Below are 15,693 nucleotides of genomic sequence, written 5' to 3' on the forward strand. Positions count from 1 at the left end.
TGTTGCACAAAGATTGAAAAATTAAAATTTAGCATACCTGCTCAGATTTAAGTTACAACTTTGGTATGTGGTCGCCCTAATTCCGTAAATCTGTTGAGAACTGCTACATGTGCATTTATCTTATTTACCTGACTGAAAAAATGCTTAGCTGAGGCAGCAGATCGCTTATCATATTCGGCAAAAGGGTGTATAGATGATTGATGTTGATAAGCCTGCTCATTCTGAAACAGTCTTACCAAGCCATGCAATTACCGAAAAGACTTTGATAGAGTTTGATAAAGAAATTCCATTTTCTGGAAGTATTTGATAATTATTTTAAGTGGTTATTATGCTCTTTAGAGCGGACTGATATGCTCGTAACTGGATTAGGTATGAGGAAAATTTCGCTCTTGCATTTAGCTATCTTGTTTTTGATATTTGGAAAACTTAGTCCTAATTTTTTGTATTTCTCAACTTGTTTATCTAAAAATATAATCTCATAACTGACTTTTCCCTCTTCTAACTTTATTTTATAAACATCAGATTCTTCTTTAGTTAGAAATTTGATTTCTATGGAAAATAGTAGTTTAAATGATTATAAAAATGTTAAAATCGATCATAATATATTGGATGATTTAACCCAATAATTAATAGAGTAAATTAGGGTGTGTTAAATCCTTAGTTTAACTAAAAGCAAAACGGTTTTTATTGTATAAATTAAGGGAAAAACATGCGTTTAATAGTGAAAAGACTTAGTGGATTCAATACAGGTAATGATAAAGGTTATGTAGTCCCTATTGCACAAGAAAACGATGATTTTTCAATTATACCAGTAAATCCAGAAGATTTTCCTAAGAATAACCAAATTTCGATCAGTCGTGATTTTTCTCTTATTGAAGAGAGCTATGGTCCAGATGAATTATTTTATTTAAATAGTTACAGAGATGGGTGGGAAAAACGAGATAACTCACCAGAAGAAGAAAAAAGAGTCGAATTTGAAAAGCAAAACTCATATAGCAAAGCAAGATATTTTTCATTTGGAACTAATACTTCACGTTTAGAATCAAGCTACATAGAAGTTGTTCGACTACCTTGTTTACCATCGGTTGGCTCAGGACGCTTACCTACCCAGTTAATGCCACGGTTACCAGCTGTAGGTATCCCTTTTTTAGCATTAGTTGATGATTATCTTTATGGACCGTTCCAGATTCGTAGAGACACTACGGAAGATAATCAAAATGATATTATTTATGAAAGTGTAAATCGAATAAATGCTCTAGGTCTAAATACTCACAACATTGCAAAGTTTTCTTTAAAAGATGTTCAAAAACAGAAAATTATTTTACAGGTTAATTCGAATAACTACGTAAGTACATACCTTAGCAGTTTACATGCAGTTAAGGCTCTAATTGAATTTGAAGTAATTGACTTCATATCTGATGCTTCGCTTATTCAATATTTTACTAGAGGTGAGTTCTTCACGGATAGCCCTGTCTCTAGAAGTAATGCAAATACATTACGAATAGCAGTTGAGAATTTTGTCCGTAAAGAGCATTTTGAAAAGTCAGATCAACCGCGTATTGATCGTTTATATAATGTTCTTGATAAATTTATTGCTAAAGATACACAAGATTTTGAACTGATTAAACGCTATCTAAACTCACCAGATGGTACGAAATTCCTTACTGGCTTTTTAAGTATTCATGAATCGACTATCTTAAAAGATCATATAGCTCAAATTAGACAAAAAAATGAAATTGAAGTGGATGAGCTTACTCGTAAACATGAAGAAACATTAGCGAAAATAAATGCGAATTTTAGTTCTGCAAAGTTAACAGTTGATCAGAAAATTATAAAACTGAATGAAGAGCTTGCTGAAATACAACAGCAAGTTACGATGGAAAAGAATGAATTTGACCGCACCAAACTATCAGCAGAAGAGGAAGGATTACAGAAAAAAATTCAAGATCTACGTAATGAGCTTGGGATAATAGAAGAAATTAAAAACTTACAGCTCAAGATAAGTCGTTTGGAGGGTCGCCGAGATGGAGTTGATGAGGATATTAAGAAAAAACAGTCTCAACTAGATGAAATGCAAAGTTCTATGAATCATCAAGCTCGCTTAATTCAACAACCAGCTTTATTGGCCGAAAAAGCGGTAGAGATGGTAACTATTAAGGGAATAATGAATGGTGGTAAGTTTCAAGATGATCATGAAGATTTTGAAATTCAAGGGCTTACCAAAGCTGTTATTAATCTAGTTGGTGAAACGAGAAATTCATACATTAGTTCTATTCAAGCAGAGATTAACAATGCTGGTGAGCGTGAAATTAGTTACAATGAAACAGCAAATTTGATTGTCAGCGTAATGCAAAATTATTTGACAATTTTTAATGGTATGCCGGGTGTAGGTAAGACATCTACAGTAAATAATTTTGCTAATGCTTTAAAAATCAATGCTCCCAATAACAAGGGTAACTTCTTAAATGTTGCTGTTGCACGTGGTTGGACTTCTAGTAAAGATTTATTGGGTAATAAAAATGCTATCCGTTTAAATTACGAAGAGGGTCGTACAGGCATTTATCATATGCTTAAAGCTCTGGAGAAATGCAAAAATGATCCAGAAAGCAACAAAGCGAATCATGAGATGTTAAGTTTAATCCTTTTGGATGAAGCTAACTTATCTCCAATGGAGCATTATTGGTCAGATTTTTTATCGATTTGTGATACATTTCAAAATGGTAAAACACTGAATCTTGGTGGACGTGAAAAAAAATTCACTTTAGAGTTGCCTCCTAGCTTACGTTTTATTGCAACGATTAATACAGATGCTACAGTTGAACCGCTTTCTGATCGTTTATTAGATCGTGCAAGTGTGATTACTTTAGGCTATGAAGATAATTCGAATAAGGCTTCTAATATTATTGAAACTCAATTGTTTGGTGGAGCAGTACCTTATTTGGAGCTAGTCGAAGCCTTTGTGATTGATCAGTCTAAATTAAATAAAGCCATTGAGGGCGGTAAGTTAAGTTCTGAATTCCATATTATGAATGAAATTCAAAGTAAATTGAAAATGGATGTTCCAAATACTCCAGCAATTTTTATTTCTCCACGTAAGCAAAAAGCAATCTACTCTTATTGTGCAGTTGCTAATGAACTAGATTATAACCAGATTAGTCCAATTGATTTTGCCTTCTCTCAGCATGTCCTACCTAAGATTAAAGGGCATGGGAAAGGATTTAAAGAGCGATTGTTAGCTCTTGATAAAATACTTACTGAATCACGTCTACCCCAATCAAAACGTCTATTAAAACAAATTATTGAAAATGGTTCAGAGTATGCTGATACATATTCGTTGCTTTAATTGCTCAATAAAATGTATTTCTCGCTAAGAATAAAGTGAGCAAAAAGGTTCATTTATGAAAGTAGTTGTCACAGTAATTGGTGGGAGTAATATCGGTAAGGAGTTTGATCTTACTCAGCCACCTATAGATGATAGCCACTACGTTTTATGTGAAGATGATGTTTTGGTATTCAAGGTGCTTACAAAAGAAGAGCATCCTAGAATTCATTTGGCATTACATGAGGTTTTTATTCCACCGAATAAGGACTTTCCGCCAAATGAACATCAACCGTACTTTGAGTATCGTTGGGAACCAAAAGCTATTAAATATGGTGATTCTCGAAAAGAATCATTCTTCCATAATTTTTGTGGTTTAGCAGAGTTATTGGTAGTAGATCGAGAGCAGGTTAATTATGAAACTTATGATATTGAGATCTTAAGTCAGCTTCAACATATTGAGATTTTGGCACGCAAAATTAATGCAGACCGCATTAATGCAATGCTGGATTTCTTAGCACGAAATGATGGTAGAGATTTAGCGGCACTTGCACGTATTACAAGGAAACATTCAGGTTTTAAAGAAGGTGATAAAAAACTAGTCTTTACGCTTGATAGAATTGAAAAATATCTTCATTTTTTTGATGATGCATTACCCAAAATAGTGCGAAATCCAATTGTAAGAATGGTTTCAAGGAGTGCTATTAAGCCTTATACGCCATTTTCCAACATCACTGAAGACTCAATTAATCATCTTATTAGCTCCCCAGAAGGGATTTATGAGGTAATAGATGAGTCGGAGTCACTATTTAGTATTGATGATCGTCACTTTGCTGTAGACACGATTTTAGAGACTGAAATTGTAGAAGATACAAATCTATACGAGAACCAGGTATTGCATGGTTTCATTGAGGAGTTATTGACCTCAACAAAAAACATTCTAGATCGTTTACGTGAAGTTAATGTTAAAAGAAATACACCAACTTTGCAGGGTTACGAATCGTTATTTAATAAAATAAATCAATTCAATTTACGTTTAAATCAACCTTGTATAGATCGTTGTAATGATTATATTCGACGTTTGGCTAAGATTAAACATATCTTAGAAACTCATGTCAAAGTCAGTTCAATATATGTAATAGAGCCTTATTTTACTCATAAAGCTAAACAGAACTTAACCTATCAGAAAGTTTTCTTGATGATGATTGAATGGTTACGTTTTGGTAATCCAGACTGGAGTCTACAGAATGAATTAAACTCCCTTCAAGATTTATCTAAATTATTTGAATTTTATCTATTTTGTGTCACAAAAGAGCATGTGCTTAATTGTTCAAGGCAGTTTAATGGTGATTTAGTAGCCTCACCAATAGATGGTTCAAATGATAATAGTTTTATATTCCAATTCGGAAATGAATTAAAAGCTGAATTACTATATGAGCCAAATATTTTTCAGAGTGATGCATCAGATGCTACTCTTCCTATGTACAGGAACACAGAGGCATGGAAAGATGGTTATTACCATCGTGGATTTATAGCTAAACCAGATGGACGTAAAAATGGATTCTTATTACGTAGAAATACTGAAACTACGAAAAAGAATCTTAGATTCCGTCGTAGCCCAGATATCGTATTACGTTTAATAGGTAGAGAACGTGAATCTATATTGATTATAGATGCCAAATATATGACTTCTAAAAAAGCATTTTATGAAGAAATGCCTCAGTGCGTAATGAAGTATTTACATGGTATTCAAATAGGTCAAACTGGTGAAAACACATCTATCGGATTGATGATTGTGAATCCAGATGAGGAAGATATTACTCGTCATTTTCATCATGATGAGTACTCAATTTTTGGACCTCGTACGATTACTCCCGCTATCATGACAGCTTCAATTGATGTTGCGAAGGCACATAAGTTTGAATCAACTATTCAGCGTAATATATTTCGTTTACTAGAAATGATGGCCTCTAAAATCACTTTAACAGGTTTGGGTGAGATTCAGATTAATCCGAATGATTTATATAATAAAGATAATTTATCTTTATTTGATATAGAGAATGATAGGATTAATAAGGGAGAAATTTCCATCAATTTTAACGATGATAATATTGATCAATTAGAGCCTACTACAGGCTTACATCTAGATGAAGTAGAGAAAGCTAGAATATCAGCTCAACGGGTTTCTCAATTAAATGATATTGATCAATCTATTATTGAGCTAAAGTCTGTTAAAAAAGAGATTTCTAAACCTAAAAAGACTTTAGATAAGAGAAAGTCTAAAACTTCTTTATTAATAAGTCCATTATTTAAACTTAATAGTAAGGATGAGAGTGAGACAAAAAATTTCGAGCAACTGCGTAAGCAGAAGCATCGTTTTTAGTTTTTCCTAAAGAGTCATCTTGTGATAGAAGTGCGTGATAAAAAGCCTTTGTGGCAACTTTTAAATAGGGCTGTCTCATGTGTCTAGAATTTTGGTGGCTATTCAGATAGTCTGAGCAATATTAGTCAAAGTTTGATAGAACTTTGGGCTATTACTCATGTTAATCAATGGTCAAATTTCAATTCGAGAAGCTGAAGAGCATATAGCTAAAACTTTTGAGCAAAATAAATAAAGTTTTAATGCGTCATGTTGTGTCTCATTATGCTGTTAAGTTGAGTGAAAATTAAGCATAATTGACTTTGATTGTAGATGGAGAATGAGCATGAAACATGTATTACATATAGTTTTGACTGCTATTTCCATCGCCTTAGCAGGATTAATTTTTCTTATTTCTCATGAAGAAACAGTCTGGTTGAAGTGGGATTGGGTCAAGTACCTAATCTCACTTTTACTAAGCATTGAAAATTTTAAATTTACTGAAAAAATTATAACTGAGTCAATCACATATGTTGCTTATGTGATTTATCTTATAGCTTTGCTTATTCTTTCATTGTTTTCGATTAAATTTAGTTTTAAGTATTTAGATCAGGATGTTATAGAGAGAAAAAAAGTAAAAGAATTTGAGCAAGCGAATGATTTTTATCTTCCAATTTATTTAGGTTATGCATTTGTTGCTATTAGTTTACCTACATTGAAGTCATTCCTTCTTTTCTTTGTATTGATGCTAATCGTACTAGCTAGAACTCGATTCTTTTACTTTAATCCAATATTTTTAGTATTGGGATATAAATTTTATTTTATAAAACAGATAGATGATTCAAAAGTTTTGGTGATTTCTAAGAAAGAAATAAAAACTATTGATGAGCTTTTTGAAGATGGTAATGGTGATATGCGAAGTTATATTGCTCTTACAAAAGTGAATGAATATACATTTTTAATTTTAGACTAAGGGGTGGTAATGAATTTTCTGTATTCACGAAATAATGCAAAGTTTCATGTTGTTTTATCAGGTCAAAATTGCCCTGATTTTTATGCAGGCTTATTACCAACTACTTTAAATACTATTTCTTATACACCGACAGCTATAGTTCAAAATGGTGATTGGTTTAAAGTAGATTTAAACCAATTAACTGATGTAACGAATCCTATTGTTGAATTAGAGAAAAAAGTTAGTACTTCAATGCCTACTATCTATGGGACTCAGTACAAAGATATTAAGTATTTAATTTTTAAACGTCAGAGTGATGATTTTTACTATATCCAAAAAGTTTTACCTAGTGCAAAAATTTATAGAAAGACCTTAAGTTTTTCAAATCAGCCTGAGGTGTTGGATAATCCTATTGTGGTTTTAGCAGATTCTCCAGATGCAATTTTTGATAAAAGTACAGGGCATTTATATTTTAAAAGCTTAAGTGCCATGAATAGTATTTTTAAAGGGTTGAATACTCTTTATAGAGCAGCGACAACTACGGAAGTAACACAATTCTTTCAATTAGGAGGCCTATTAGCTGTAGATCCTTCATACACAGTAGACAAAGTAGGTATTCCAAATCGCAAGAATATTGCCAAGGCATTAGATACTTATAACTCTTATGATCCACAGATACAGCAAAATTTACATACCTATATTCAGACACTAGGGTTGCCGACCGATGCAAATGGTAAATATACAATTAAAGATGAAGAGTCTTTAAAGAATTTTGTTTATGCCATTCAAGAGCGTTTCTACACAACACAGGCCTCTACGGAAAAACGTTTGGCTCAGGCTTACGTTCCACTTTAATATATTTGTTTTCATAGCTTACTAGTTATCAGTAAATGTTTATTGAAATAAGAAAGTGTAAATTTTTAATTAATTTTTCATTGAAATTATACGAAATACATTACATAATTATATAAATTTATGATATTTAATATATAATTTTATTTTGGTATGTATATCCATTTTAGACTATACGATAACTTATAGCTGAATGATCGAGCCTTAAATTGGTCGGTCAACATGAAAAACCCTCTGCATTGGCAGAGGGTTTTCTGTTTTAAATGATGATAATCAAGATGCTTCTATTTGAATCAACTTTTTTTAAGATAAGCGTTTAAAGAGAAGGTTTAAAGAGAAAGGTTTAGTAATAAAAATAGAAAGGCGTTGCGTGCCCTAAAGTTTCTTTAATCTAATAATTCGATAGATTTTATTAGTAAGTTCTGTTTTACCGATTTATATTTATTTCGTATTCTAGCTACACAGATAAGCAATCCCAAAGATTCAGTAGAGGAATATCAAATGAGTTTAATCAATACAGAAATCAAACCGTTCAATGCAACTGCATACCACAACGGTGAATTTGTTGACGTTTCAGAGCAACAGTTCAAAGGTAAATGGTCAGTTGTATTCTTCTATCCTGCAGATTTCACTTTTGTTTGTCCAACAGAATTAGGCGATTTAGCTGATCACTATGCTGAATTCCAAAAACTAAATGTTGAAATTTACGGTGTATCTACAGATACGCATTTCACGCACAAAGCTTGGCATGATACGTCTGACGTGATTGGTAAAATTCAATATCCATTGATTGGTGATCCAACATGGACTTTAGCTAAAAACTTTGATGTGTTGATTGAAGCTGAAGGTTTGGCTGACCGTGGTACATTTGTGATTGATCCTGAAGGTAAAATCCAAATCGTTGAAATCAATGCGGGCGGTATTGGTCGTGATGCATCTGAATTACTTCGTAAAGTAAAAGCAGCACAATATGTTCACGCTCACCCAGGTGAAGTTTGCCCTGCTAAATGGAAAGAAGGCGAAGCAACACTTGCTCCTTCAATTGATTTGGTTGGTAAAATCTAATTCAATCGCAGATGTCTTAAGTGATTAAAAAAACCAGAAGTGATTAAAAAAACCCAGAACCTTGTTCTGGGTTTTTTATGTTTAAAGGCTGGTCAATCAAGTGCTTATTATTAGACATCTTTTTATTAGACATCTTTCATATCTCAAAAAAGATCATTGAGCGTCAATCAGTTTCATATGTTGAAATTTCTCCTCCCTCTGGAAGAAGGTGAGGATGAAGGAATACACATTGTGATTTTGTTGAGTAAAAAATGTTTTATTAAAGAACTCTATTAAAGTAAATAGCTGTTTTAAAACTAAACATCCTGCCTTTCTAAACCAGATAACCTTCTTGCGCTGGTGCATAAGCACGAATACCGTCGATCAAAGTTTCAATCAGTTTTTCCATCACCAGTCGTTGACCTTTACGCGATGCATATACGAGCTGAACTGTGCCTAAGTTCGAGCACCATTCTGGTAAAATATGAATTAAACGACCTTCACGAATATCATGTTGGACTGTCAAGAATGGCAAATCAGCGATGCCTAATCCATCCAATACCGCATAATACACACCCGCTAAATCATTACTTTTGATACGAGGTTGCAGCAGGATATCAATCTGATCTTGATGCTTTAAGTTGTGTAAATTCCAGCGATAATGCGCTTTTTGTGTACCCAGCACAATGCTCGGATAGTCATTGAGTTGCGTCACATACTCAATCACGTCTCCTTGTAATAAGGTTGGACTGGCAACTAAACAGTGCGTCGTTTTGATCACATCACGGACAATAATGCTGGAGTCCTCATTACTCCCAAAATTAGTTCGAATCGCAAGATCAATATCATCATGAAGCACATCGATACGTCTGCTGGTCAGTTCCAGTTCAATATTGACATGAGGATGATCTTTTAAAAACTGATTGAGTAATGGCCGAATTTGATGTTCCATCATGACAGGGGGACAGCTCAGTTTGATTAAGCCTTTATACTCATGTTTCTGTTTGAGTAATACATTTTGAGCTTGATCCGTTTGCTCTATAATTTTACTACACTCGTTATAAAACTCTTGGCCCAAAGGCGTGACTTTAAAATGACGCGTTGAGCGCTGTATAAGAGTGACATTGAACTTGGTCTCTAAGTCTAAAATCCGTCGGCTTAATTTGGACTTTGTGATATTACTCACTTCACTGGCAGCACTGAATCCGCCATGTTTGACCACCAAATAAAAATAATAATAATCATCAAATGAATGCATTTTTTATAACCACTCATCGGGTCTGGAATATATTTTTGATCATATCATTTATAGGATAGTCCTGCATTTCAGAAATAACAAAGCGATCCGAAGATCGCTTTGTGAACTAAAAAATATGTTATTTCTTTTCAGTATTTTTAATATAGCTTTGAATTAAGTTGCTGTAATCTGGAATATGTTGACCGAATAAAGCACCTAAACCTTCAATATCATTACGCCAGTCGCGGTGTAATTCGCATGCAGTACCAAACCATGTGGTCAGCTGAGCGCCTGCTTGAGAAACGCGGTTCAATGCAGAGTCGCGAGTCAGTGCGTTGAATGTACCTGACGCATCGGTTACCACAAACACTTCAAAGTTTTCTTCAAGTGCAGATAGAGTCGGGAAAGCAACACAAACTTCTGTAACAACACCCGCAATAATAAGTTGTTTTTTACCTGTCGCTTTAACAGCTTTAACAAAGTCTTCGTTATCCCAAGCATTGATTTGACCAGGGCGAGCGATATATGGCGCATCTGGGAACATTTCTTTGAGTTCTGGAACCAGCGGACCATTCGGACCCTCTTCAAAACTAGTGGTTAAAATAGTCGGAAGATTAAAATATTTTGCAGCAGCTGCGAGCGCAAGTACATTGTTTTTAAACTTGTCTGGATCAATATCACGAACCAATGACAGTAGACCTGTTTGATGATCAACCAACAATACCGCTGCGTTGTCTTTATCTAAACGAATATAAGGTTTACCCATTTACTTGTTCCTCAAGTTGTTTATTCATGTGTATTTGTTTTTCAACAATACAAATTCAAAATACCAATTTAAAATACAAAATCATTGTGATGCATGACACATCATAGAAGCTTTGTATGAAGGCATGAAGACTGAATCTTGAGATGGATAATCTTATATTTATGACAATAAGCGGATCAAATCGAATCAATAAGTCCACCAATAGGTGTAGTCAAGACATCAATCATAAGCGTTTAAATTGTCCTATTCTTGAGATGCAGTATGCCGATGCAGGCGTTTGCTCTCAGTCTGATTAGGCTTAATATAGATTCATATTTAGTCCTATTGATTAGGAGTTTCAAATGAAAAGAATTATGGGTGTTTACCGCAATCAAAATATGCATTGGGTCGGCGATGGCTTTCCTGTGAAAAATCTATTTTCATATGATCGTTTGGGTCAGGTCGTCAGCCCATTTTTATTGTTGGACTATGCTGCGCCGTATCATTTTAAACCGACCACAGCTCAGCATGGTGTGGGTTCACATCCTCATCGAGGTTTTGAAACGGTGACCATTGCTTATCAAGGTGAGGTGACACACAAAGACTCAGCTGGCGGTGGTGGCACCATCAAAACAGGTGATGTGCAGTGGATGACCGCTGCTTCTGGTGTCGTACATGAAGAGTTTCATTCGCCTGAATTTGCTCAGCAGGGCGGTTTGTTTGAAATGGTGCAATTGTGGGTGAACTTACCAGCAAAAGATAAAATGTCAGCGCCTCGTTATCAAGGAATTGAAGCAAAAGATATTCCTGTGGTGAACTTTGATGATGATACGGGTCATATTCGCGTAATTGCTGGAAATTATACCGACCATGTTGGACCTGCAGATACATACACCCCAATCAATGTTTGGGATGGTGTACTCAAAGCAAATGCAACTGAGTACGTTCATGTGCCTGTAGACCACAATACGCTTGTCGTCGTACTTGAAGGTGAAATGCTGTTGAATGGCACCCAAAAAGTTATGGACAGCTCTATAGTGATTTTTGCTAAAGACAATGAAGCGACGATTCAGCTGAACGCGATACAGGATTCGAAGTTCTTGGTGTTAACTGGGTTGCCATTGAACGAACCTATTCAAGGACACGGTCCATTTGTGATGAATAGCAAAGAAGAAATCATTCAAGCATTTAATGATTTTAATGCAGGTAAATTTGGACAAATCTCTGCTTAAAGTTAGTCGAGATGATGGATGGAAAAAGGTAGATCTCGGTCTACCTTTTTTCGTTAGCTTCAAAATCTTGAGTTTAAAAATTGTTTTAGAACGTCACTGTTAATCAATCGCCGTTAGAAGTTGAAGATGAAGATGATTTTTGAATTTAAAGGCTAAATTTAAAGCCAATATTTACAGCACCAAAATGATGTACCAAGCGAAGGCTATGAGCGAAGAATGAATAGATGAAAGTCGATTATGTATGAGGCATTAGGGATGATCATTTTAATGAGATATCTTTGAAGTGCTTTGATCAAGCAAAATGCTGGCAACTGATTTTACCGTACTAATTTCGCAGTACTAAAATCGATTAACAAGAAAAGATCGATTAATAAGAATATCGTAAAGTAAGCATGAAGTAAGAATATTGTAAAAATGAAAAAAATAAAGAGTCTCTAACCCACACGAAAGAGACTCTTTAACGCTGTAGTTTGTATTTATTTTCTTCCTCGAACACACTCTTATATTTGTTTTAATGTGAACCAGTTCTCGTTTTGTGTAGCCATCATATGATAAAAATGAATCATTGTAAAGGCCAGCTACAATATTCAGTTCGAAAATATCTATTGATTATTAAAGATTTTTTTTTAAATTATCAAAAAAAATGAATTTTTTTTGTAAAAAGATCAAAAAATTACTGATCTTGAGCTAAAAATTTTGCTTTAAAAACGTTGAGCGCTGAAAGTGTAAAATCTGGAAGTTTTTAATACCGTGATTTGCGACAATTTATCGCATAATAAAAAAAATGATGAACTCTCGGATAATAATTTTGAAAATTGCAGTGATTGGAAGTGGTATGGCTGGACTGGCAACCGCAAGAATTCTTAAAGATGCCGGTCATGAAATCACTATTTTTGAAGCCTTATCAGGCCGTGGAATGGACAGTCATAGCTTGGACTATGAAGGCGGCAATATTGACTCGCCATTACGTGTCATGAACCCAATGTTATGGAAAAATACTTTGAGCCTTGCGACGCATTTGGGCATACAAGCATTTCCTGTACGAACCTATATGTCATGTAGTTGGTTATTTGAAGAAAAAATTGAAACGTGGTTGACCACGTCAAGAACTCGTATTGGTAATTTCCCGATCATTAACAACCGTAAAGGCATTAAACAGTACGGCTGGCGATTGGTAAAAGGTATGTTGCAGTTAAAAACTGCCATCAAGCAATTTTTCAAATCTGACAATCAAGACATTACGCTGTCAGAATTTGTGGCTATCAACCAAATAGAAGAAGTGTTTTGGAATGGTGCGGTGATGCCTGTGCTTTACACCATTTGTACCTGTGATGAGAAATCGATAGGTGAGTGGCCAGCAAAACCACTTTTGGTCTTCTTGCGTCAGTTAACAGATGGCGATGCACTGTTACGTCTCAAAGGGGGTACGCCCGCATTTGTAGATAAGTTGATTGAAGGGATTGAAATTCGTAGCGGCGTAGCCATCACCAAAGTTGAAGAGCAAGGCGAACAAATTTTTGTAGAAAATGCGCAGGGTGATTCTGCATTGTTTGATCGAGTCGTGATTGCAACACCGACTGATAAAATTGATCAATTCTTAAATAATGAACAATTTGCTGATGATTTAGCATTGTTAAAGCAATTTAAGTTTGTCGAGGGTGAGTTGGTTATACATACCGATCCTGTGGTCATGCCAGTCAAACGTAAAGATTGGTGTGTACTCAGTTATATGATGGACCGTAAATTTACCAAGCAGCATTTTACGGTTTGGTTAAACTCGATTGAGCCAAGTCTGGTGGGTAAATCTCCAGTTTTCCAAACATGGAAACCTGTTGTTGATATCGACCCGAAGAAAATTATCTCTAAAGTAAAACTCACTCGTGCAGTGGTTGACAGCAAAACTTTATCACTGAGTTTGGAATTGCAGTCACGTCATAAAGTTGCGAATCGTAAGGTCTTTTATTGTGGTTCATGGTCATGCGATGGTTTACCTATTTTAGAATCTGCTGTGACGTCTGCGATGCATATTGCGGAAGTGTTTAACGCTCCATTGCCGTTTGTTGGATTAAAACCTAAAGTAGAGGTTGCCCCACAACTCGGCTACTAATATGCAATGGCTTCAAGCAGTTTTTAAAACTAAACCCCAACATAAATATGCAATTGACGCAAAAATGTTGGGAGATCAAGCGGAAATTGCTTGGAGCAATTTAGGATTTTGGGACACTGCAACGGTGTCTTATCCACAAGCCTGTAGCCAATTGGCTCAGCGTTTAGCGGATGCTATTTATTTAAATTCAAACGACACATTGCTGGATTTGGGCTGTGGACAAGGTGCGAGTCTTGTGCTGTGGAAAACTCATTATCAGCTTCAACATATTGAAGCGGTTGAGCTACAAGCCGCTTGTGCAACGCTTATTCAAATAAATCTTAATTTTGTCCACAGGGTGCATCAGCTATCATTTTTAAATTTAAATGAAAAAAGTTTTGAATTTAAATTTGATGCAGTGCTGTGTATTGATGCTGCTTATCACAGTGATCTGAATTCATTTCTAAGATCAGTTAATTCTGTTTTAAATTCAAAAGCGCGAATCGGATTTCATTATTTGGCATTGACCGATCGGTGGCAGACTTTAAGTCGAATTGAACAACAAAAATATGCGTATTTATTGAAATGCGCAGACACTCAAATTCAACATTTAAAAACCAATCACCAGATTGAAAATATATTAAAAGAATATGAATTTAAAAATATTCAAATTGAAGATATATCGCATGCTGTGCTGAATGGTTTTGCAGGACATGCCCAACAAATAAAAATACAATGCCGAGGTTTGGCAGGACTTAAAATTCAAATGACTGGGAAATTATGCGAAAAACTATATCGAGATGGATTGCTTGCTTATATACAAGTCAGTGCTGAGAAAGCGAATTAAGAGTAATTGAAAGGCCAGAAACAACAAAGCCTCACAGAAGTGAGGCTAAGTATACAATGGTGCCGGCACACGGATTCGAACTGTGGACCTACTGATTACAAGTCAGTTGCTCTACCAACTGAGCTATGCCGGCATTGTGGGTTGCATTCTACAGAAAGTTTTGGTGATTGCAAGCCAAAAAATAAACGATCGATTATTTTAGACAGACAGATGCCCAATTTTATTCAATTAGACTCGAAATGTGTTTTAAAAAGACTGAATTTTTTTATTGGTGAGAAGGTGGCTCACTGTGACCAGTGAGCGCTTGGATGGATGTTAATGGACACTTTATGAGTGTTTATGACTTTAGTGTTTACTTCATTTAGTATGAATGACATTGAATGTTTAAGTGGCTAAAAATGTGGATGCCTATGGAATGCTCGTGTGGCTATATCCGCATCATGTTGTTCATTCACATTTCAGCCCATTCAGTCGCCGCTCAAAGGATTATCTGCTCCTTAAAATTTGATCTAAATCTTGAGCGCACTCTTCTAAGGTTAGAGCCATATCTATTTGCATTTGGGGTTTGAGTTCAGTGGCTAAGCTGCGCCATTGCTCAATGAGTCTGATGGCTTTTTGAATTTTATGTTTATTGATATCTTTGGCGATGGTCGGAGTGTAGCCTCCGCGTTTGGCATTTTTAATCTGCTTCAAGTAGTTATTACTGTTATCCATATTCGCTCCCAAATAGCAGTTTTTTATGTGTATAAAATGGGTTTAAAACCGTTTATACACCCTTAGATTGTATGGGCAATGTTTCAGGCATATTACAATGCGAGATTATGTCTTTTAAAAGATAAAATATTGTATGGAGGCTACTTTCGTACTTATTTTATATTTAGAATATTTTTGATTTCACATATCCTAAATCAGGGTAAAACGAAATTCTATATTTAATCGTTCATCATTTTTTAGAATTAAAAAAGACCTAAACCATGACAGTTTAAGTCTTTTGGTATTCCATTGGATGCATGGAATAAA

The 15,693-nt window shown here is 34.9% G+C and carries 11 protein-coding genes, 1 tRNA gene and 1 pseudogene; 8 read left to right on the top strand and 5 right to left on the bottom strand.

Annotated features, from left to right (window positions below):
• Nucleotides 1-47: 47 nt before the first annotated feature.
• Nucleotides 48-152 (bottom strand): annotated as a pseudogene (locus tag V5M36_RS01040) (IS5/IS1182 family transposase); the annotation flags it as partial.
• Nucleotides 153-709: 557 nt separating this feature from the next.
• On the opposite strand from V5M36_RS01040, the gene V5M36_RS01045 reads away from it, so the two are divergent.
• From V5M36_RS01045 to ahpC, 5 genes are all read left to right on the top strand, one after another.
• A complete protein-coding gene (locus V5M36_RS01045; RefSeq protein ID WP_338561124.1) occupies nt 710-3,343 on the top strand; it encodes a hypothetical protein in 2,634 nt (877 codons plus the stop codon).
• A gap of 55 nt (nt 3,344-3,398) precedes the next feature.
• Nucleotides 3,399-5,702 carry a DUF2357 domain-containing protein gene (locus V5M36_RS01050; protein ID WP_338561127.1) on the top strand — a complete coding sequence of 768 codons (2,304 nt, stop codon included), beginning with the start codon at nt 3,399-3,401 and terminating at the stop codon, nt 5,700-5,702.
• A 322-nt stretch (nt 5,703-6,024) separates the two neighbouring features.
• Nucleotides 6,025-6,651, top strand: a complete 627-nt coding sequence (locus V5M36_RS01055; protein WP_338561129.1) for a hypothetical protein — start codon at nt 6,025-6,027, stop codon at nt 6,649-6,651.
• A gap of 9 nt (nt 6,652-6,660) precedes the next feature.
• Nucleotides 6,661-7,485 (top strand): hypothetical protein, encoded by an 825-nt coding sequence (locus V5M36_RS01060; RefSeq protein ID WP_338561132.1) that lies wholly within the window; start codon nt 6,661-6,663, stop codon nt 7,483-7,485.
• 498 nt (nt 7,486-7,983) lie between these two features.
• The gene (ahpC, locus tag V5M36_RS01065; protein ID WP_338561135.1) at nt 7,984-8,547 is read left to right on the top strand and encodes an alkyl hydroperoxide reductase subunit C; all 564 of its coding nucleotides are present in this window, start codon (nt 7,984-7,986) and stop codon (nt 8,545-8,547) included.
• 313 nt (nt 8,548-8,860) lie between these two features.
• Here ahpC and V5M36_RS01070 read toward each other — a convergent pair whose 3' ends face one another.
• Together V5M36_RS01070 and ycaC are read right to left on the bottom strand one after the other, a co-directional pair.
• Entirely contained in the window at nt 8,861-9,784 is a 924-nt protein-coding gene (locus V5M36_RS01070) for a LysR substrate-binding domain-containing protein (protein WP_338561137.1), read from the bottom strand.
• Between the two features lie 118 nt (nt 9,785-9,902).
• A complete protein-coding gene (ycaC, locus tag V5M36_RS01075) occupies nt 9,903-10,529 on the bottom strand; it encodes an isochorismate family cysteine hydrolase YcaC (protein WP_338561139.1) in 627 nt (208 codons plus the stop codon).
• 341 nt (nt 10,530-10,870) lie between these two features.
• On the opposite strand from ycaC, the gene V5M36_RS01080 reads away from it, so the two are divergent.
• From V5M36_RS01080 to V5M36_RS01090, 3 genes are all read left to right on the top strand, one after another.
• Nucleotides 10,871-11,740, top strand: coding sequence for a pirin family protein (locus V5M36_RS01080; RefSeq protein WP_338561141.1), 870 nt, complete (start codon nt 10,871-10,873; stop codon nt 11,738-11,740).
• Nucleotides 11,741-12,548: 808 nt separating this feature from the next.
• Nucleotides 12,549-13,847 (top strand): FAD-dependent oxidoreductase, encoded by a 1,299-nt coding sequence (locus V5M36_RS01085; RefSeq protein WP_338561143.1) that lies wholly within the window; start codon nt 12,549-12,551, stop codon nt 13,845-13,847.
• Between the two features lies 1 nt (nt 13,848).
• Entirely contained in the window at nt 13,849-14,673 is an 825-nt protein-coding gene (locus V5M36_RS01090; RefSeq protein WP_338561145.1) for an SAM-dependent methyltransferase, read from the top strand.
• A gap of 57 nt (nt 14,674-14,730) precedes the next feature.
• On the opposite strand, the gene V5M36_RS01095 is transcribed toward V5M36_RS01090, so the two are convergent.
• Both V5M36_RS01095 and V5M36_RS01100 read right to left on the bottom strand, forming a co-directional pair.
• A tRNA-Thr gene (locus V5M36_RS01095) sits at nt 14,731-14,806 on the bottom strand.
• 353 nt (nt 14,807-15,159) lie between these two features.
• Complete coding sequence (locus tag V5M36_RS01100; RefSeq protein ID WP_338561147.1) at nt 15,160-15,387, bottom strand: hypothetical protein; 228 nt, start codon at nt 15,385-15,387, stop codon at nt 15,160-15,162.
• Nucleotides 15,388-15,693: the final 306 nt, after the last annotated feature.

Source organism: Acinetobacter sp. KS-LM10 (assembly GCF_036896575.1).
Lineage (GTDB): Bacteria > Pseudomonadota > Gammaproteobacteria > Pseudomonadales > Moraxellaceae > Acinetobacter > Acinetobacter avistercoris.